Here is an 18,295-nt window from a genome sequence, read left to right as displayed (position 1 = left end):
GACGAGACACGACCCGCACACGACGACTACGCGACGAGATGAGGACGGCAATGCCGAAGGTCGCCGACTACGTCCTGCACCGCCTGACCGAGTGGGGCATCCACCGCATCTACGGCTACCCCGGCGACGGGATCAACGGGTTCCTGGGCGCGCTGGACCGCGCGGACGGGAACCCGGAGCTGATCCAGCCGCGGCACGAGGAGATGGGCGCGTTCATGGCCGGTGCCCACGCCAAGTTCACCGGCGAGCTGGGCTGCTGCCTGGCCACCTCCGGGGGTGGGGCGATCCACCTGCTCAACGGCCTGTACGACGCCAAGCTCGACCACCAGCCGGTGGTGGCGATCGTCGGGCAGCAGAAGCGCTTCTCCCTCGGTGCGGCGTTCCAGCAGGAGATCGACCCGACCGTGCTGTTCACCGACGTGTCCGAGTTCGTGCAGACCTGCATGCACCCCGCCCAGGCCCGCCAGCTGGTCGACCGCGCCTGCAAGGTCGCGCTGTCCAACCGCACCGTCGCCACCATCATCTTCCCGGTCGACGTGCAGGAGGAGGACGCGCAGCCCTCGCCGCCGCGCACCCACGGCGCGGTCTACACCAGCGTCGGTTGGACCAAGCCGCGGGTCGTCCCGCCGCAGACCGAGCTGGAGAAGGCCGCGGAGATCCTCAACGAGGGCTCCAAGGTCGCGATGCTCGTCGGGCAGGGGGCCGCCGAGGCGCAGGACGAGGTGGTGGCCGCGGCCGAGCTGCTCGGTGCCGGCGTGGCCAAGACCCTGCTCGGGCGCGAGGTGCTCCCCGACGACCTGCCCTACGTCACCGGGCCGATCGGGCTGCTCGGCTCGACGGCCAGCTACGAGCTGATGAAGGACGCCGACACCCTGTTCATGATCGGCACCAGCTTCCCGTACGCCGAGTGGCTGCCCGAGGAGGGCCAGGCCAGGGCCGTCGAGATCGACATCGACGGCCGGATGATCGGCGTGCGGTACCCGGTGCAGGCGAACCTGGTCGGCGACTCGCGCGACACGCTGCAGGCCCTGCTGCCGCTGCTGCGGCGCAAGGAGGACCGCTCCTGGCGGGAGAGGATCGAGAAGGAGGTCGAGCAGTGGTGGCGGGTCCTCGACGACCGCGCCCACGAGTCCGCCGACCCGCTCAACCCGCAGCTGGTCGCCTACGAGCTGTCTCCCCGGCTGCCGGAGAACGCGATCATCACCACCGACTCCGGATCGGCCACGAACTGGTGGGCGCAGTACCTGAGGCTCGGCAAGGGGATGCGCGCCTCGCTGGCCGGGACCCTGGCCACGATGGGCGCCGGCACCCCCTACGCGATCGCGGCGAAGTTCGCCTACCCCGACCGCCCGGTGATCGCCCTGGTCGGCGACGGGGCGTTTCAGATGAACGGCATGGCCGAGCTCGTCACGGTCAAGCGCTACATCAAGGAGCTGACCGCGAAGAACCCGACCCTGGTCTTCTGCGTGTTCAACAACCAGGACCTCAACCAGGTGACCTGGGAGCAGCGCGCCGAGTCCGGCGACCCGAAGTTCATGGGATCGCAGTGGATCCCCGACGTCCCCTACGCCGAGTTCGCGACGCTCCTCGGGTTCGAGGGCATCAAGGTCGACGACCCGGCCGCGATGGGTGCGGCGTGGGACCGGGCCCTCGCGGCCGACCGACCGGTCGTGCTGGAGGTCGTCGTCGACCCGGAGATCCCGCCCATCCCGCCGCACATCAAGAAGGAGCTGGGCAGGAAGTCGGCCACGGCGATGCTCAAGGGCGACCCGGAGGAAGCCGGCGTGATCACGAAGGGGGCCAAGCAGAAGCTCCACGAGTTCACCGAGTCGGTCAAGGACGCGATCCCGGGGAGGAACGAGTGACCACCACGGTCCCGGCCCGGCCCGACCGGCGGTTCGCCGCGGGCATGGTCGCCACCGAGACGATCAACACGAAGGGGCTGGAGCAGCACCTGCGCCGGCACGTGAGCGGTGAGGTCCGCTTCGACACCGCCTCGCTGGCCGTGTACGCCAACGACGCGTCGAACTTCCGGCAGGTCCCGGTCGGCGTCGTCGTGCCCCGGACGCCGGACGACGTCGTGGAGACGATGAAGGCCTGCCACCGGTACCGCGCGCCGGTGGTCTCCCGCGGCGGCGGCACCAGCCTGTCCGGCGAGACGGTCAACAACGCCGTCGTGATCGACTTCTCGAAGTACCTCACCAGGGTCGAGGAGGTCGACGCCGAGAACCGGCGCGTCACGACAGAGACCGGGGTGATCAACGAGCAGCTCAACAAGGTCACCGGCGAGTACGGGCTGGTGTTCGGCCCCGACCCGTCGTCGCACTCGCGGTGCACCATCGGCGGCAACATCGGCAACAACTCGTGCGGCATCCACTCCGTGCAGGCGCGCCACTACGGGCCCGGCCCGCGGACCTCGGACAACACCCACGCACTGGAGATCGTCACCTACGACGGCGAGCGCTTCTGGGTCGGGGTCGACGAGGAGGACCGGCTCGACGAGATCATCGCGGCCGGGGGGCGCAAGGGCGAGATCTACGCGAAGCTGCGCGACCTGCGGGACCGCTACGCCGACGACATCCGCGCCGGCTACCCGTCGGTCGACGTGCTGCCGCGGCGGGTGTCGGGCTACAACCTCGACGAGCTGCTGCCGGAGCGGGGGTTCAACGTCGCCCGCGCCCTCGTCGGCACCGAGAGCACCTGCGCGATCGCGCTGCGGGCGGTCCTGCTGCTGACCCCGGCGCTGTTCCGGCGGACCACCGTGCTGGTCCAGTACCCGGAGCTCGCCGAGGCCGCGACCCACGTCCCCGAGATCATGGCGTGGAAGCCGATCGGGCTCGAGGCCCTGGACGAGCGGCTGATCGAGGACGAGCAGCTGAAGAAGATCAACCTCGGGGGCCTGCACGAGCTGCCCCGGCGCGACGAGGGCGGCGCCTGGCTGATGGTCCAGTTCGGCGCCGACACCACCGAGGAGTCGGTGGGCCGCTGCCGGGAGTTCGTCGACTGGCTCCGCGGGGAGAAGGGCTATGCCGAGGACCGCATCCGGGTCGCGAAGAGCGTCCAGGAGGGCGGGAACAGCGAGACCCTGTGGGCCATCCGCGAGGGCGGTCTCGGCTCCACCGCCTTCCCCGCCGACGGGGACCACTGGCCGGGCTGGGAGGACTCCGCGGTGCCGCCGGACCGGGTCGGCGACTACGTCCGCGACCTCGACGCGCTCTACGGCGAGCACGGGCTGCGCGGGGCGATGTACGGCCACCTCGGAGAGGGCTGCATCCACTCGCGGATCAGCTTCGACCTGCGCACCGCCGAGGGCATCCGCAACTACCGCGCGTTCATGGAGGACGCCGCCGACCTGGTCACCCGCTACGGCGGCACGCTGTCCGGGGAGCACGGCGACGGCCAGCAGCGCGCCGAGCTGCTGGAGAAGCAGTACGGGCCGCGGCTGATGCAGGCCATGCGGGAGTTCAAGGCCATCTGGGACCCGGACGCGAAGATGAACCCGGGCAAGGTCGTCGACGCCTACCGGATGGACGAGAACCTCAAGCTCGGCACGGGCTACAACCCCTGGCGGCCCGCCGTCCGCTTCGCCTATGCCCAGGACGACGGGGACTTCGCCCACGCCGCGCTGCGCTGCGTCGGCGTCGGCAAGTGCCGCGACCCCGAGCCCACGCAGACCATGTGTCCCAGCTACCAGGTCACCCGCGAGGAGAAGCACACCACCCGCGGGCGCTCCCGGCTGCTGTTCGAGATGCTGCGCGGCGAGGTGATCACCGACGGGTGGCAGTCGACGGAGGTCGCCGACGGCCTCGAGCTGTGCCTGGCCTGCAAGGGCTGCACCAGCGACTGCCCGGTCGACGTCGACATGCCCACCTACAAGGCCGAGTTCCGCTACCACCACTACAAGTCCTGGCGGCGCTGGCGCTCGCGCCACGCCTACACCTTCGGGTTCATCGACCAGGCCGCGCGGCTCGCGTCGCGCATGCCCGAGCTGGTCAACGCCGTCACGCAGACGCCCGGGCTCGCCCGGGTGGCCAAGCTCGTCGCCGGGATCGACCGCCGCCGGCCGTTGCCCACCTTCGCCCCGCAGACCCTGCAGCAGTGGTTCGCCGAGCGCGGGGGCACCCGCAACCCGGACGGGCGCCGCGTGGTGCTCTTCCCCGACACCTTCACCAACCACCTGCACACGGACGTGGGCGTTGCGTGTGTCGAGGCCGTCGAGGCCGCCGGCTGGCAGGTCGTCATGCCGGAGGTGCACGTGTGCTGCGGGCGGCCGCTGTACGACTACGGGTTCCTGGACGTGGCCGACCGCTACCTGCGGCGGGTCCTCGACGTCCTGCGCGACGACATCCGGGCCGGCACGCCGGTCGTCGGGATGGAACCCAGCTGCCTGGCGGTGTTCAAGGACGAGCTGGTCAAGATGCGGCCGCACGACGACGACGCGCGGCGGCTGGCCGGCAACGCCTACCACTTCGGCGAGTTCTTCGCCCGTTTCGACATCGAGCCGCCCCGGTTGCACGGCCGGGCGCTGCTGTGGGGGCACTGCCACCAGCGGGCGACCGGCGGTGTCGGCCCCGACCAGGAGGTCCTCGAACGCATGGGCATGGAGGTCGAGTCGGTGACCGGCGGATGCTGCGGCCTCGCCGGGTCGTGGGGCTTCGAGAGCGGCAAGTACGACATCTCGACGGCCTGCGGCGAGCAGGCCCTCCTGCCCGCGGTCCGCAACGCCGACCCGGACACGGTCGTCGTCGCCGACGGGTTCTCGTGCACCACCCAGATCGCCGACGCCGGCCTGGGACGCCGGGCCCTGCACCTCGGCGAGGTGATGGCGCTGGCGCGGCGCGAGGGGGCATCCGGCCACCGGGACGGACGGCCGGAGGACGGCACCCCGCCCCGACCACGACCCGGTCGGGGGCGGCGCGTGGCACGGACGACCCTGCCGGTCGCCGTGTCCGCCGCCCTGGCCGCGGCGGTCGCGACCGCCGGGGTGCGCCTGACGACGAGCCACACGACGGGAGGAGTCGCATGAGCGCGGGGATCGTGGTCGTCACGGGAGGCACCGCGGGGGTCGGGCGCGCGGCGGTACGCGAGTTCGCGAACGCCGGCTACGACGTGGCGGTCCTCGCCCGCGGCGCCGCTGGCCTGAAGGCCACCGAGGAGGAGGTCCGGGCGGCCGGCGGGGGGAGGGCGCTCGCCATCGCGACGGACGTCGCGGACACGGCCGCGGTCGAGCAGGCCGCGCGGCAGGTCGAGGACGAGCTCGGGCCGATCGACGTGTGGGTCAACGCCGCCTTCGCCGGGTCGCTCGCCTTCTTCTGGGACACCACCGACGAGGAGTACCGGCGGATGACCGAGGTCACGTACTACGGCCAGGTCAACGGCACCCGCGCGGCGCTGGCCCGGATGCGGCCCAGGGACCACGGGGTGATCGTCAACGTCAGCTCGGCGATGGCCTACCGGTCCATCCCGCTGCAGTCCGCCTACTGCGGGGCCAAGCACGCGGTCAAGGGCTTCACCGAGGCCGTGGCCACCGAGCTCGCCCACGAGAAGAGCGGGGTCAGGATCTGCATGGTCCAGCTGCCCGGGCTCAACACGCCGCAGTTCAGCTGGAACCTGAACAAGATGCCCGGGCACCCGCGCCCGGTCGCGCCGGTCTACCAGCCCGAACTGGCCGGCCGCGCCGTCCGGTTCGTCGCCGAGCACCCGCGCCGCAGCATCTGGGTCGGGATCTCCACCGCGTACACGATCCTGGGCGAGCGGGTGGCGCCCACGCTCGTCCGCGCCTACCTGGCCCGCACCGGGGTCAGCGGCCAGCAGACGGACGCCGACCTGCCGCGCCACGGCTCCAACGTCTTCGCCCCCCGCGACGACGACGCCGACCGGGGCGCCCACGGTGCCTTCGACGACCAGGCGCACTCCCGCGACCCCGTGCTGTGGGCCTCGATGCACCGCGGTGCCCTGCTCGCCGGCGCGGCGGCCTCGGGCCTCGCGGCGCTCGCCGGCCTCGGCCTGCGCCGGCGGTAGCCGCGCCACGGGCGGTGCGCCTCGCGCGGTGCGAGGGCTGTGCACATCGCGGCCGTCCCCGTATCGGGGACGGCCGCGGTCGTGTCGGCGCCGCCGGTCCGACACCCGGGGCCGGTCGTCGACCGTCCTCACTCGGCCAGCCGGATCGACGCCTCCAGCATCGTCGCGTGGACGAACGCCTGCGGCAGGTTGCCGCGCAGCTGGCGCTGCACCACGTCGTACTCCTCGGAGAACAGGCCCGGCGGCCCGCACGCCGCCCGGTTGCGCTCGAACCACCGGGCGGCCTCGGTCCGGTGGCCCTGCTGGTGGGCCGCCATCGCGGTGAGGAACCCGCAGAGCAGGAAGGCGCCCTCGACCTCGTGGAGCGGACGGCCGTCGTGCCGGAACCGGTAGACGTAGCCGTCGCGGCCCAGCTCGGCGCGGACCGCCTCGAACGTGGCGACCGAGCGCGGGTCGTCGGGCGGCACGGCGCCCCGCAACGCCGGAAGCAGGAGCGCGGCGTCCACCCGTGGGTCGTCCGGCGTGCGCTGCCAGCGGCCCGACGGGTGCTGCGAGTCCTCCGCCGTCGCCGCCACGATCCGGTCGGCGAGGGCGTTCCACGCCGCGGCGTCGGAGGCGGGCGCCGCGGCCGAGGCCGCCTGGCGCAGGCCGGCGGCGCAGATCAGCCGCGAGTGCGTCCAGTGCTGCGGGTCGAGCTCCCACAGCCCCGCGTCGGCGTCCTGCCAGCGCTTCTCGATCGCCGCGACGGCGGCCGTGGTGGCGTGGAACCCGTTGGTGTCGAGCCGGTCGTGCCGGGCGGCGGCGGCGAACAGCAGCAGCGCCTCGCCGAAGGCGTCGAGCTGGAACTGCGTGCGCACGTGGTTGCCGACCACGTTCGAGCCGCCCGGGTAGCCCGGCAGGTCCAGGGTGCGCTGCGCGGGCACCGGCTCACCGGTGACCGTGTAGGCGGGCATCAGGTCGGGCCCGTCGGCCAGGATCCGGCCCGCGACGAACCCCACGGCGTCGTCGAGCAGCGGGTGCGGACCCGCGGCGGCCACCGCCTGCCCGGCGAAGCACTGGTCGCGGATCCAGACGAAGCGGTAGTCGTAGTCGCGTCCCCGGTCCGCCCGCTCGGGCAGGCTCGTCGTGCCGGCCGCGACCATCCCGCCGCCGGCGGTCGTGAGCCCCCGCATGACCGCGTAGGCGTGCCGGGCGTCGCGCTCGGCGATGCTCGGTCCCAGCTCGGGCAGCGCCTCCCGCCAGGCGGTCTCGGTGGCGGCCCAGGTGCGGTCGGGGTCCGGCGGCGGGCCGGCGAACTCGGCGTCGGAGAGCTCCAGCACCAGGTCGTGGTGCTCCCCCGGCGCCAGCCGCAGCTCGGTCCGCAGACCGCCGTCGTCCGGTCGCGCCTCCGGGGCACCGGTCCAGCGCACCCGCAAGGACCCGCTCCGCCCGGTCCACACGCCGTCGTCGGACCGCTCGACCCGCGACAGCGCCGTGCGCCCGAAGTCCGCCGCCGGCCGCAGCAGCACATCGAGGCTCGCCTCGCCCCGTACCGGCGCCACCCGCCGCAGGATCACGGCGCGGTGCGGATCGCCGGGGAAGGCGAGCGCCTCACGGCACTCCACGACGGCGTTGTCGTCGGTGATCCAGCGCGACCGCCAGATCAGCGAGCCGTCCTCGTAGTAGCCGCCCCACACGCACCGCTGCCGCGGCGACACCGCGTAGCACCCGCGGCCGCCGAGCAGCGAGGAGAGGACGGCGGGCGAGTCCCACCGCGGCGCGCAGAGCCAGGCGATGTCCCCGCGCGGGCCGACCAGCGCGCCCCGCTCCCCATCCGCGATCAGTGCGTACTCGCGCAGCACGTGCGGGCCCGGCACCGTGCGTGGATCCACCCCCGCCTCCCGCGGTCGCCCCTGCGGGCCGGCCACCGCGGCCGGCCCGGTAGGAGAACTACCCGGACCCGGGGACGCTCAGCAGACCTCCCACCTTGCGATCGTCTGACGCCGGGGTCACTGGCCCACGCGCGCGCCGGGCATGCCGCCGGAGTAGCCGACGGGATCGTCGGGCCTGCGGCCCGGGATGTTCGAGGCCGCGTCGAGCTTGCCCATCGGCAGGATCGTCCGGCCTTTCGTCGCCGCCAGCAACATCGCTCCGGCGACGTAGAAGGCCGCGCCCGCGGAGAAGACGAGCACCCAGCCGCCTGCCGCGACCGCCCAGGCGACCGGGGCGATCAGCCCGATCGCGAGCAGGACCGATCCCGCGGTCAGCAGGCCCAGCACGGTGAACAGGCCCACGCTGACCGTCATCGCGGCGATCGTGCCGAACAGGGTGACCACCGCGAGGCCGATGAACCAGAACCCGAACGCGCGGGACTCGAGGGCGCCGGCAGGCACCAGACCGGTGCCGCCGAGCAGCACGAGCGCGCCCCAACCCAGCCAGAACGACCCCCACGTGCCGTGCATCGCCGTGGCCAGCGTGTCCCGCGCGCGGTACGACCACATCGCGGCGAGGAGCTGCCCCAGCCCACCGAAGAACAGCGCGAACGGCGCGAGGACGGGGGCGGCCGTCGCCGGGGTCCCCCACCAGCCGGCCAACAGCGAGGCCACCATCAACGTCGCCGAACCGAACGCGAACAGGCCCAGCACCGAGGGCGCGGCCACGGGGGTGAGCACGATCCGGCTGCGCTCCTCCCAGACCTCCTTCTCGGGACGGTCGTCGGCGAGGTCGTCCCCCCGCGGTCCGGGAGCCTTCGAGGCCGCGTACCCGCCTCCCGCGCCCTGTCCCGCGCTCGCCAGATCCTTCTCGTGCCGCGTACGCATGTCGTCCTCCTCCAGGTCGACGTCGTCGAGCCGGGAGTCGCACGGCGGCCACCGGCCAAACGCGGTGCGACCTGACGAAACGCTGACGAATACACGCTCCTCCGGGCTCGCCGGCGGAGGGCGGCGCGCACCGGGACCGGTCCCCGTCCGGGGCGCAAGACGATCGTCAGGTCGCTTGCGCGACAACGACTCTCGCCGCGCCTAGCCTCGGTGGCGCCGGGCCGGCCCCGAACCGCACCGGCGGGGCCGGATGGACCGGCCGGAAAGGACACGATGACCGACACGACAGCCACCGAGGGACGAACACCGAGCCAGGACGTGGCGCACCCGCTCGCCGAGGAGTTCGCCGGGATCGCACCGCCCGGCCTCGTCCGGGCGGAGGTGCGCCGCGCCGAGCGCGACCTCCGCGGCGAGGTGCCGGGCGGGGCACTGCCCGAGTTCGTGCACCGCCTGGCCCGGGAACGGCTGCGCCAGCGTCTGCACCTCGCCGGCGCCGCCAGCGACTGAGGAGCCCGGCCTTCGCCTGGGCCGCGACGAGCTCGTGCGCCGGTGAGCGCGGGTCTGCGTGCGCCGCGTCCGTCCTCGATCATCGGCCGCTCGAACCGCGAGGTCATCGGTACGCTCCCCAGGTGGCGGACCCGACCTGGCTAGGGACGATCTCGGCCCTCTCGGGCACCGTGCTCGGCGGTGTCATCGCGGCCGCTGCGCAGTCGCTGCGTGACCGGCGTACGCGGCGCTACGAGTACGAGACACGGTGGGAGAAGGCGTTCGTCGACGGCGTCGCCGAGTTCCTGGCCGTCTCGGACGCGGAGTTCCGCGCCCTGCGTCGACTCCACCAGACCTCCCCCGAGGACGACCGCTGGGAGGGCCTGCGGAAGCGCGCCGACGACGCCGTCGAGGAGGCCGAACGGAAGTCGAACATCGTCTCGCTCCTGTCCGGCGAGCGCACGCACCCGGTCCGCGTCGCCTCGCGGACGATGCGCGAGGCCCTGCGCGAGATGCAGGCCGCAGCCCACGACGGCACGGTGCTGAGCGACGACGAGGTCGAGGACGTGCGGCGGCGCTGGATCGCGGCGCGTGAGGACCTGCTCCGACTCGTCCAGGGCATCCACCTGCGACACGGCCGCCATCCCCGGGTCCGAGCGGTGCAGGAGCGGCTGACCGGCGCCCGGTCAGCGCGACGACCTGGGACCGACGGCCGGGCCTGACCGTCCGGGCGCGCACTCGGGCAGCCGTCGCGCCGCGCAGTGGTGACAGCCACCAGGACGGCCTTCTCAGCCGCGCTCAGTGGGCTCCGCGGTGCGCGGGCTGCGGGCGCCGCCGGGCGTGGTCCGCGGGACCGGGCGGCCGCGCGCGCCGCAGCGCTCCAGCCAGCGCACGAGCTGTCGGTGGACGGCCTCGGCCCCGTACAGCAGGGCCTCGCCCTCGACCGTCCGATCGAGGAGGTCGGCGTCCAGCGGACAGTCCGTCGGGTGGACGAGCACGGCGTCGTTCTGCCAGCCGCCGAGGCCGCCGTGGCAGCCGACGAGCTCCTCGAACGCGTGCACCTCGTCGGTGCGCGGGTCGACCGTCGAGTGGACGTAGAGATCGGGGCAGGCGTCCATGACGGCGACGCGCGCGAGATCGGCCACGGCCCGGGGGCCGAAGGCCGCCAGCGGGTCCCGGCCCTCGACGACGCCCTCGAGCAGCACCCGCACGCCGTCCGGGCCGATCGCCAGCGGGCCGCGCGCGCTGTGCACCACGACGAACGCCACCCCGGGCTCGGACATCAGGCCGGGCACCAGTGCCGGGAACCGCCGGCCCAGCTCCTCGACCGGCACGCGGCCCGGCAGTCGGGGGAACCAGACCAGCCCGACGTTCCCCGACCCCGCGACGACCAGCTCCGGCCGCTCGCCCGCGGACGGCCCGGCCTGCGCACCCCGCGTGTCCCGCTGCGGTCCGACGACCATGCCCGTTCCCTCGGCACCCCACCGCCCGTCGGACCGGCGCGTTCCCGGCCGGACGCCCGAGAGGACCTCGGCGAGCATCGCGTTGACCGGCCCCCACACCTCGACGTCGCCGGTGTCGGCCAGCGTCGCGGTGCTGCTGGTCTCGGTGTGCTCCCGGACCGCCGCCTCCAGCCCGCGCCCGGTCAGCTGGCGGAACGTCGGCCCCTGGCTCTGCCCGTGGTCGGACAGGACCACGAAGCGGTAGTCCCGCGGCGCGGCCGCCGCCACCCTCTCGAGGGTCCCCAGGACCCCGTCCACGCCGGCCAACGCGGCCAGCGACTCCGGCCGGGCGACCCCGGCGTGGTGCGCGATCTCGTCGTAGTCGACGAGATCGACGAAGATCACGGGCGCTCCGGCGATCATGTGCTCGGCGACCAGGGCGACGTTGAGATCGCGCAACAGGACGTTCGTCAGCCCGCGCAGGGCCACGTAGGCGCGGCGCCGGCGGACCCGCGGCTCGATGCCACGCAGGCGCTGCCGTCTGCTCTGGTGGAGCTCCTTGACCATCTCGCCGAGCGTCCGCACCAGGGCCTGGGGGAACACGAACGGGCTGGCGAAGAACCTGACGTAGCCACGGCCGGGGCCGAGGCCACCCCGGCCGGTGATGCGGCTCATCGTCATGAAGGCGGTCGGGGCGTCCCCGCTGAAGATGTTCGACACGCTCACGCCACCCTCGGACAGCAGCCCGCGCCCGTCCGACAGCCGCTTCTCGACCTCGGCCGCGTCCGCCGGGCGGTTGGCGACCATCAGCCGGCCCGTGGCCTTCTCGTACCAGCGGAAGGCAGGGATGCCGTCGTTGGTGCCGTGCAGGAGACCCGCCTGGCTCGCCGGCGTCGTCGACGGGACCCGCGCCCACCAGCGGACCGCGTCGTGGCTGCCGGCGCGCACCCAGCGGGCCAGGGTCGGCAGGACCCCCGAGACGATGCCGTGCTGCAGCAACCTGAACGGCAGCCCGTCCACCTGCACCACGACGAGCCCGGCCGGGGCCGGGCCGGCGTCCGGACCGGCCGCCGGTGGTGTACGCCGACGGCGTCGCTCGCCACGGCGGATCAGGTCCGCGACGAGGTAGGAGTTGTCGGTGACGCCGAGCAGCCAGCGGGTCACGACCGAGACCACGGCGACGATCACCAGCGTCGCCACCGCGTCACCGAGGGAGGCCACCGAGGCCGAGGGCACCGCGAGGAGCGCGAGCTCGACCACGGCGACCTGGACGAGCACACCCGACAGGAGCGCGGTCACCGCACCCGCACGTCCGGCCAGGGCCCGCAGCACGGGGCGGACCAGCGCGTCGACGACGCCCATCGCGGCGGCGACCACGAACGCCGTCCACCACGGCGCGAAGGAGAGCCCGTCCAGGACCGATGCCGCGACGAGCAGGGCCACGCCGGTGACGACGAGCCCGATGAGCCCGTCGCGGACGTCGCGGCCGCTCGCTCGCAGGCTCGGGCCCGCCTGCGTCTCCATACCGGCATCGTGCCGGTCGCGTCGCCCCACGTCGACGAACCGCGCGGTGTCGGCCAGTGACAGCGCTGCGTGGGCGCCGCCCGGCCGGTGGACGTCACCCCGCGCGGGTGAGCGGAGCCGCCGGCGCGTTGGCGACCGTGGACCACCTGAGTCCAGAGCGTGTGGGAGGCCGCGTGACCGACCAGCCGACCGTCCTGTCCGGCCTCGACCGGCTCCGCCGCCGCCACCCGTGGCTCGACCACCTGGTGCGTGCCGGGGTGCGCTACACCGAACGACACGGAGACCACTACGCGGCCGGGATCACCTACTTCAGCCTGCTGGCGCTGGTCCCCCTGGTCATGGTCGCGTTCGCCGTGGTGACCCTGGTGCTGGCCGCCGATCCGGAACCGCTCGCCCGGCTGCGGGCCCACGTCGACGAGGCCCTGCCGGCCGGGCTCGACCAGACGGTGAACTCGATCATCGACCAGGCCGTGGCCTCCGCCTCCACGGTCGGGACGATCGGCCTGCTCATCGCCGCCTACACCGGCCTGAGGTGGATGAGCAACCTGCGGGCCGCGCTGTCCGAGCAGTGGGGCCAACCACCACTACCGCCACCGTTCCTGCGCCGCCTGCGCGTCGACCTGGTCGCGCTGCTCGGGCTGGGCCTGGCGGTGGCGGTGTCGTTCGGGATCACCACCGCGGCCGGCGTCTTCGCCGGGCAGGTCCTGGAGCTGCTCGGGCTCGCCGACCACGGGTGGGCCCGCGGACTGTTGACCGCGCTCGGTGTGGTCCTGAGCCTGCTCGCCGACTGGCTGCTCTTCCTCTGGGTCTTTGCACGGCTGCCCCGCGGACGGTTGACCTGGCGCAGCGCCCGACGTGCGGCGGTCTGCGCCGCGGTCGGCCTCGAGCTCATCAAACAGGGGATGGTGGTGTACCTGGCGTTCGTGACCCGGAGCCCGACCGGCATCGCGTTCGGACCGATCCTCGGCCTGATGGTCTTCCTCTACACGGTCTCCCGTTTCCTGATCTTCGTCGCCGCGTGGGCGGCCACCGCCCCCGAGAACCAGCGCGAGGAACCGCCGCCCCCACCGCAACCCGCCGTCATCCGGCCGGAGGTGTGCATCCGCCGGGGCCTCGGGACGGCCGCAGGCGCGGGCCTGCTCGGGGCTGGAGCCGCGGCAGGCCTGATCGGTGGCCGGCTGCTGGGCCACCGCGGCGGGGAGGAGTGACGGCAGGAAGTGGCGCGATGCCGGGAGGCGTGGATCCGGACGTCGCCCGGATCCTGCTCACCCGAGGGTCGTCTCCGCGGCGCCCGACGGCGTCGGGTCCGGGAGCCGCCGCATCCGAAGGGAGTTGGCGAGCCCGGCCGCGGCGGCGAGCAGCGGCACGAGCAGCCCGACCTGCAGCGCGAAGGGGCGGGCCTCGGTGTTGATCCGGAGGATCTCCTGCCGGATCGCCTCGGGCTGGGTGGCGAGCAGCTCGGCGAGCCGCGTGTTGCTCATCAGCTCGGCGTCCTCTTCCAGCGCCTGCGCGACCTGCTGTTTCTCGACCGGCGGCAGGACGGTGCTGGCGTCGGTCTCCGCCGTGAACGTCCACGCCAGGGCGGCCAGCATGATCGCGCCGGCGAACGCGAGGCCGAAGGAGAGCCCGAACGACCCGGCCGCCGAGTTCACCCCGGCCGCCTCGCTGACCCGTTCCTCCGGCACCGGGGACAACGTGTAGTTGTTCAGCTGCGACACCAGCAGTCCCAGCCCGGCGCCGGCGATCACGAGTGGTCCCACGAGCACCCACCCGGTCCCGGCGCGGGGCACGAGGGGCAGCAGGACGCCGATGCCCAGCACGAGGAGCCCGAAGCCCGCGGCCAGGCCCAGCCCGTACAGGCGCTCCACCCGGCGCACCGTGTAGGGGTGCGAGCGCGGCAGCTGCGCCAACCCGACCCAGAAGCCCCGCAGCGCACGGCCCTGCCGGACCAGCGCGGGGATGTCGACCTCCTGCTCGGTGTGGCGGCCCGAGGCGAGCAGGACCAGCCCCGTCGCGCCGTGCGGGGCGAGATGGGCACCGTGCCGGTCGCAGGAGTACTCGCGCAGCCGCGAGAGGGCCTGCCCGAGCAGCGGGATGCGTCCGGAGTAGGCGACCGAGAGCTGGTACCACAGCGCGACGTGGTGCAGGCGGATGTGGCCCAGCTCGTGGCCGAGGATGAAGCGCAGGCCCTCGCGGTTGCCGCGGTACAGGTTGGTGAACAGCTCGTTGGACAGCACCACGTAGTCGTGCCCGGTGGCCTGGGCGGCGAAGGCATTGAGGGCGCCGTTGCCGTTCGCCAGGAAGACGGCCGGCCGACGCCGCAGCCCGAGCCGGGCCGCGAACTCCTCCGCGACCCCGTAGAGCTCGGGGTACTGCTCCGGCGACACCTGGACGGCCGTGCCCCGGGTCGAGGCCCGCTGCGTCTCGCGGACCACGACCAGGGCGGGAACGAGCAGCAGCAGCTCGAACAGAGCCCCTCGGATCGCGTGCGCCCACGCCGTGTCCTGCAACGCCGGCGGGACGAACGGCAGCACCAGCGCGACCCGGACGATCCCGACCACGACGGCCACGTTGAGGATCACCATGAACGCGAAGAACGGGATCTCGGCAGGATGCCGGAGCCGGTTCGGCGCGGGTGCGGTCGGGCCGGCGGACATCACGCCTCCCCGGGTTCCGGGCGCCGGTCAGTGAGCGGGCTCGCCGACCGAACGGCCGAGAGCGGTGGCCTTCAGCGCCTCGTACTCGTCCCGGGTGATCGCGCCCTGGTCGAGCAGGCGCTTCGCCTCGGCGATCTGGGCGGTGGGTCCGCCGCCGGTCCCGTTCACGGTGGCGATCCTGCGGACGTCGTGCTCGTAGGCGCTGCGGGCGGCCGCGACGTCGGCCTGCCGGCGCTCGGCCATCTTCCGGCCCTCCGCGATCAGGTACACGAGCGACCCGACGATCGGCAGGACGATGATCAGCACCGTCCAGCCGGTCTTGCCCCAGCCGCCGATGTCGTCGCGCCGGAAGATGTCGCCGAAGATCACGAACATCAACCAGAACCAGACGACGAAGCCGAAGAACACCAGCATCGTCCAGAACAGGTCCAGCAACGGGTAGTCGGTCTGTGCGAGCAGCATGTCCAACCCCTTCTCTCCAGGTGTGACGGCTCACCCGTCGCGAACGGGTGGGTCAGGGGCCGGAGTCGCTCCGGCCGGCGGTCGGTCGCCTCAGGCGGTCTCGCCGCGGTACACGGCGAGCGCCCAGATCACGAGCACGTCGAGCGCGATGATCACGAGTGCCCAGACCGGGAAGTACGGCAGGAACGCGAAGTGGGCCACGAGGTTGATCGCCGCAGCCACGATGCCGACGGCGCGCGCCCAGGTCGCGCCCCACAGCACCCCCGCACCCGCGGCGACGAGCAGCACGGCGAGGACCAGGTGGACCCATCCCCACGTCGTCAGGTCGAGGGTGTAGAGGTACTGCGGCGTCCGGACGTAGACCTCGTCGTGCAGGATCGCCGCGATGCCGGTCAGCACGCCGAGTGCGCCCGCGAGCATCATCAGGACCGCGGCGAACAGGGCGAAGGTCGTGGTCCATCCGCTGTCCGCGGTGGTCGTGTCGGCAGCTGGTCCAGCCCGATGCGGTGTGGCGTGCGTGCTCATCACGACCCCTTTCGCACGTTCCCGGTGTAGTCGTGACCATCGCCCGTGGCGGTCGGCCCCGTGCCATCCGGGACGGGTGATTGCGGGTCCGCGACGGGCGGTGCCGGCCGGTGCTCCGCGGGACGTGGCTGGTCGAGGAACTGCACGATCCCGAGCAGGACCAGGAGCACCAGGACGACGACCAGGATCGTCCGGCCCGACGGACGGTCGAGCAGCACGACCACGAGCGCGGCCAGGACGACCAGTGCCGTGCGGACCAGGCCGAGGTGGTCGTGGACCCACGGACCCACCGGGCCCTCGGCGAGTCGGCGCGCGACCGCGCCCCGGCGCAGCGACGCCACCCCGCGGGCCAGTGTGCCCCGGATCCGGACCGCGGCGGACGACGGGCCGGTCACCCAGGCCGCGAGCGCCACGACGAGCCCGACGACGAACAGTGTCCGCAGGGCGGCGCGGACGAAACGCACGATGATGTCGTAGGCCGAGGCCGCGGCGGCGGAGGACTGTTCGGGCACGGCGCCGACCACGATGCCCCGCACGACGAGCAGGGCCGCGGCCAGGGCGAGCATCGTGCCCATCACGGCCAGGCCGATCACCAGAGTCGCCCGCCGTCGGTTGCGGGCCAGCAGGGCCCCGCCGATCAGGAACGCGAGGGTCAACCAGGGCAGCCAGGTCGCCGTCACGTCGAGCAGGTGGTAGAGCGTCTGGGCGCGGATCAGGGTGCTGGCCGGGAACAGCGCGATCGTCGGGTGGATCGGTGGGATCTTGGCGGCGAGCTCGAACCCGGAGGCCACGAGCCGCTGCTTGGCCGCCTCGACGAAGGGGTAGAGGTCGAGGACGGCGTCGCCGCCCTGGACGGTGATCGCCGAGGACTGGCCGGCCAGCACCGCCGCGAGCTGTTGGTGGGTCACCGTCAGCGCCTGCTGCCCGGCGGCGACGAAGGCCGGGCTGCTCACCAGCTCCTGGACCTTGTCCTGCACGAAGCTGCGGGTCCCGTCGGCGAGCGGCCCGGTGAGCCCGTGCAGGCGGTCGGCGATCGGGGCCGGGAGCCCCTGCGCGGCGAGCGCGTCCACCGCCTGGTTCGCGAGCTGCTGGACGTCGACCTGGGTGAAGACCTCCTGGGTCACCCGGCCGGCCACGGCGGTCTGCACCGCGGGGTCGTCGAGGACCGGGCCCATCGTCGCCACGAAGCGGTCGGTGTCGGAGATCTGGTTGTGCGTCCAGACCGCGAGCACGGACACGGGGACCAGCAGCAGGCCCAGGACCAGCAGGACCGCCGAGGCGACCGAGGCCCACCGGATCGGTCCGCGCGGGCGTCGGCTCGGCGGGGGCGGAGGTGGTGGCGCCGCTCGCAGCGCGGCGAGCTCGGCACGCAGGCGTTCCAGCTCCGCCCGCTCCGCGGAGGTGAGCGGGGCCGCCGTGTCCGGCGCGGGGGTGGTCGCCTCGCGGGTGGTGGGCGCGCTCGGGGCCCCGGTCGCGACGGCAGGTCCGGAGCTGTCGGGGCGGTCGACGACGGACATCGCGGTCTCCTCGGAGGCGACTGTGGCGAGCGCACCCTCGGCCACGCACCACGGCTCGGCATCACCTCGTCCGGGCGAGCGCCGCGCGGTCGACGAGCCGTCATGGGGCCCGGAGCGCCGATCTCACCCCACGCCCGGGATGGGCAGCACCGAGACGAGGGTGAGCCCGAGGGCGTCGAGCTGGGCGATGATCCCGTGCAGGTGGGAGTCGTCCAGCACCTCGCCGTCGATCACGGTCTGGGGTGGGAGCACGGTGATCCTCATGCCGCTCAGGGCCGCGCGGGCCTCGTCGGACAGAACCCCGTCGACACGGAACTCGTAATGCATGGGCCCTCGACTCCGGTTCTCCTCGCGTCTCGTCCACCGGTCGTCAGGCTTCCGTGCGGCACGCCCGGCTCCCTCATCCCCGGGGAATGAACCGGCGCGCCGCGAGCCCGAGCAGGCCCGCTGCGGCCGTGCGGAACGCGCGCGCTCCGCGGGTGCTCCGTGTGGAGCTGTCGACGGTGTCCACCATGCGCCTCCCGCGTTCGGGGCGGCGGACCGGCCGTCGCCCGGATGTCTTCCGTGGACCAGGTCCCGGCCTTGGCGCTCAGCGTCCGTGGACCGCCTGGTCCACGACGATCGCCAGGCGGGCGAGCACCTCCTCTGCCTCGCCCTGCGTGACCACGCCACGGTCGACGGCGGCCTCGACCTCGGCCTGCAACAGCGCGACCAGCACTCCGGCCCGGTCGCCGACCTCGGTGGGCGCCGCCCGCGCCGACCCCCGGCGGCCGTCCATCGGCATCACCGGTCGCAGGAACGGAGGGCCGGGCTCGCCGGCGGGTTGTGCCATTCAGCGCCTCCTCGACCCGCGGTGCGCGCGG

At 73.6% G+C, this 18,295-nt stretch carries 15 protein-coding genes; 6 read left to right on the top strand and 9 right to left on the bottom strand.

What is annotated here, in order from left to right:
- The first annotated feature begins 50 nt into the window (after nt 1–50).
- Genes ACFQH9_RS12280 through ACFQH9_RS12270 form a run of 3 tightly spaced genes read left to right on the top strand, consistent with a single transcriptional unit; the run spans nt 51 to nt 6,021 of the window.
- Complete coding sequence (locus tag ACFQH9_RS12280; RefSeq protein WP_379566131.1) at nt 51–1,865, top strand: thiamine pyrophosphate-requiring protein; 1,815 nt, start codon at nt 51–53, stop codon at nt 1,863–1,865.
- Entirely contained in the window at nt 1,862–5,026 is a 3,165-nt protein-coding gene (locus tag ACFQH9_RS12275) for an FAD-binding and (Fe-S)-binding domain-containing protein (protein ID WP_379566129.1), read from the top strand. Before ACFQH9_RS12280 ends, ACFQH9_RS12275 begins: the two co-directional genes overlap by 4 nt.
- Nucleotides 5,023–6,021, top strand: a complete 999-nt coding sequence (locus ACFQH9_RS12270) for an SDR family oxidoreductase (RefSeq protein WP_379566128.1) — start codon at nt 5,023–5,025, stop codon at nt 6,019–6,021. Before ACFQH9_RS12275 ends, ACFQH9_RS12270 begins: the two co-directional genes overlap by 4 nt.
- A gap of 128 nt (nt 6,022–6,149) precedes the next feature.
- On the opposite strand, the gene ACFQH9_RS12265 is transcribed toward ACFQH9_RS12270, so the two are convergent.
- Complete coding sequence (locus tag ACFQH9_RS12265) at nt 6,150–7,892, bottom strand: glycoside hydrolase family 15 protein (protein WP_379566127.1); 1,743 nt, start codon at nt 7,890–7,892, stop codon at nt 6,150–6,152.
- Between the two features lie 117 nt (nt 7,893–8,009).
- On the bottom strand, nt 8,010–8,819 hold the full coding sequence (locus tag ACFQH9_RS12260; protein WP_379566126.1) for an acetate uptake transporter family protein: 810 nt from the start codon (nt 8,817–8,819) through the stop codon (nt 8,010–8,012).
- 273 nt (nt 8,820–9,092) lie between these two features.
- On the opposite strand from ACFQH9_RS12260, the gene ACFQH9_RS12255 reads away from it, so the two are divergent.
- Both ACFQH9_RS12255 and ACFQH9_RS12250 read left to right on the top strand, forming a co-directional pair.
- On the top strand, nt 9,093–9,326 hold the full coding sequence (locus ACFQH9_RS12255; protein ID WP_379566125.1) for a hypothetical protein: 234 nt from the start codon (nt 9,093–9,095) through the stop codon (nt 9,324–9,326).
- A 122-nt stretch (nt 9,327–9,448) separates the two neighbouring features.
- On the top strand, nt 9,449–10,027 hold the full coding sequence (locus tag ACFQH9_RS12250) for a hypothetical protein (protein WP_379566124.1): 579 nt from the start codon (nt 9,449–9,451) through the stop codon (nt 10,025–10,027).
- A 66-nt stretch (nt 10,028–10,093) separates the two neighbouring features.
- On the opposite strand, the gene ACFQH9_RS12245 is transcribed toward ACFQH9_RS12250, so the two are convergent.
- On the bottom strand, nt 10,094–12,271 hold the full coding sequence (locus ACFQH9_RS12245; RefSeq protein WP_379566123.1) for a phage holin family protein: 2,178 nt from the start codon (nt 12,269–12,271) through the stop codon (nt 10,094–10,096).
- Nucleotides 12,272–12,444: 173 nt separating this feature from the next.
- On the opposite strand from ACFQH9_RS12245, the gene yhjD reads away from it, so the two are divergent.
- A complete protein-coding gene (gene yhjD / locus ACFQH9_RS12240; RefSeq protein ID WP_379566122.1) occupies nt 12,445–13,479 on the top strand; it encodes an inner membrane protein YhjD in 1,035 nt (344 codons plus the stop codon).
- A gap of 57 nt (nt 13,480–13,536) precedes the next feature.
- Here yhjD and ACFQH9_RS12235 read toward each other — a convergent pair whose 3' ends face one another.
- The 6 genes from ACFQH9_RS12235 to ACFQH9_RS12210 all read right to left on the bottom strand — a co-directional run bounded on the left by ACFQH9_RS12235 (nt 13,537) and on the right by ACFQH9_RS12210 (nt 18,264).
- Entirely contained in the window at nt 13,537–14,928 is a 1,392-nt protein-coding gene (locus ACFQH9_RS12235) for a M48 family metallopeptidase (RefSeq protein ID WP_379566121.1), read from the bottom strand.
- Between the two features lie 27 nt (nt 14,929–14,955).
- The gene (locus ACFQH9_RS12230) at nt 14,956–15,390 is read right to left on the bottom strand and encodes an SHOCT domain-containing protein (protein WP_379566120.1); all 435 of its coding nucleotides are present in this window, start codon (nt 15,388–15,390) and stop codon (nt 14,956–14,958) included.
- Nucleotides 15,391–15,480: 90 nt separating this feature from the next.
- Nucleotides 15,481–15,915 carry a DUF7144 family membrane protein gene (locus ACFQH9_RS12225; RefSeq protein WP_379566119.1) on the bottom strand — a complete coding sequence of 145 codons (435 nt, stop codon included), beginning with the start codon at nt 15,913–15,915 and terminating at the stop codon, nt 15,481–15,483.
- On the bottom strand, nt 15,915–17,432 hold the full coding sequence (locus tag ACFQH9_RS12220) for a hypothetical protein (protein WP_379566118.1): 1,518 nt from the start codon (nt 17,430–17,432) through the stop codon (nt 15,915–15,917). The genes ACFQH9_RS12225 and ACFQH9_RS12220 overlap by 1 nt, the downstream gene beginning before the upstream one ends.
- A 123-nt stretch (nt 17,433–17,555) precedes the next feature.
- A complete protein-coding gene (locus ACFQH9_RS12215) occupies nt 17,556–17,759 on the bottom strand; it encodes a 3-isopropylmalate dehydratase small subunit (RefSeq protein ID WP_379566117.1) in 204 nt (67 codons plus the stop codon).
- Between the two features lie 262 nt (nt 17,760–18,021).
- Entirely contained in the window at nt 18,022–18,264 is a 243-nt protein-coding gene (locus tag ACFQH9_RS12210; protein WP_379566116.1) for a hypothetical protein, read from the bottom strand.
- Nucleotides 18,265–18,295: the final 31 nt, after the last annotated feature.

This window comes from Pseudonocardia lutea (assembly GCF_042658055.1).
GTDB lineage: Bacteria > Actinomycetota > Actinomycetes > Mycobacteriales > Pseudonocardiaceae > Pseudonocardia > Pseudonocardia lutea.
Note: the sequence above shows the minus strand (reverse complement) of the source record. Positions and strands in the feature narration are given on the sequence as shown.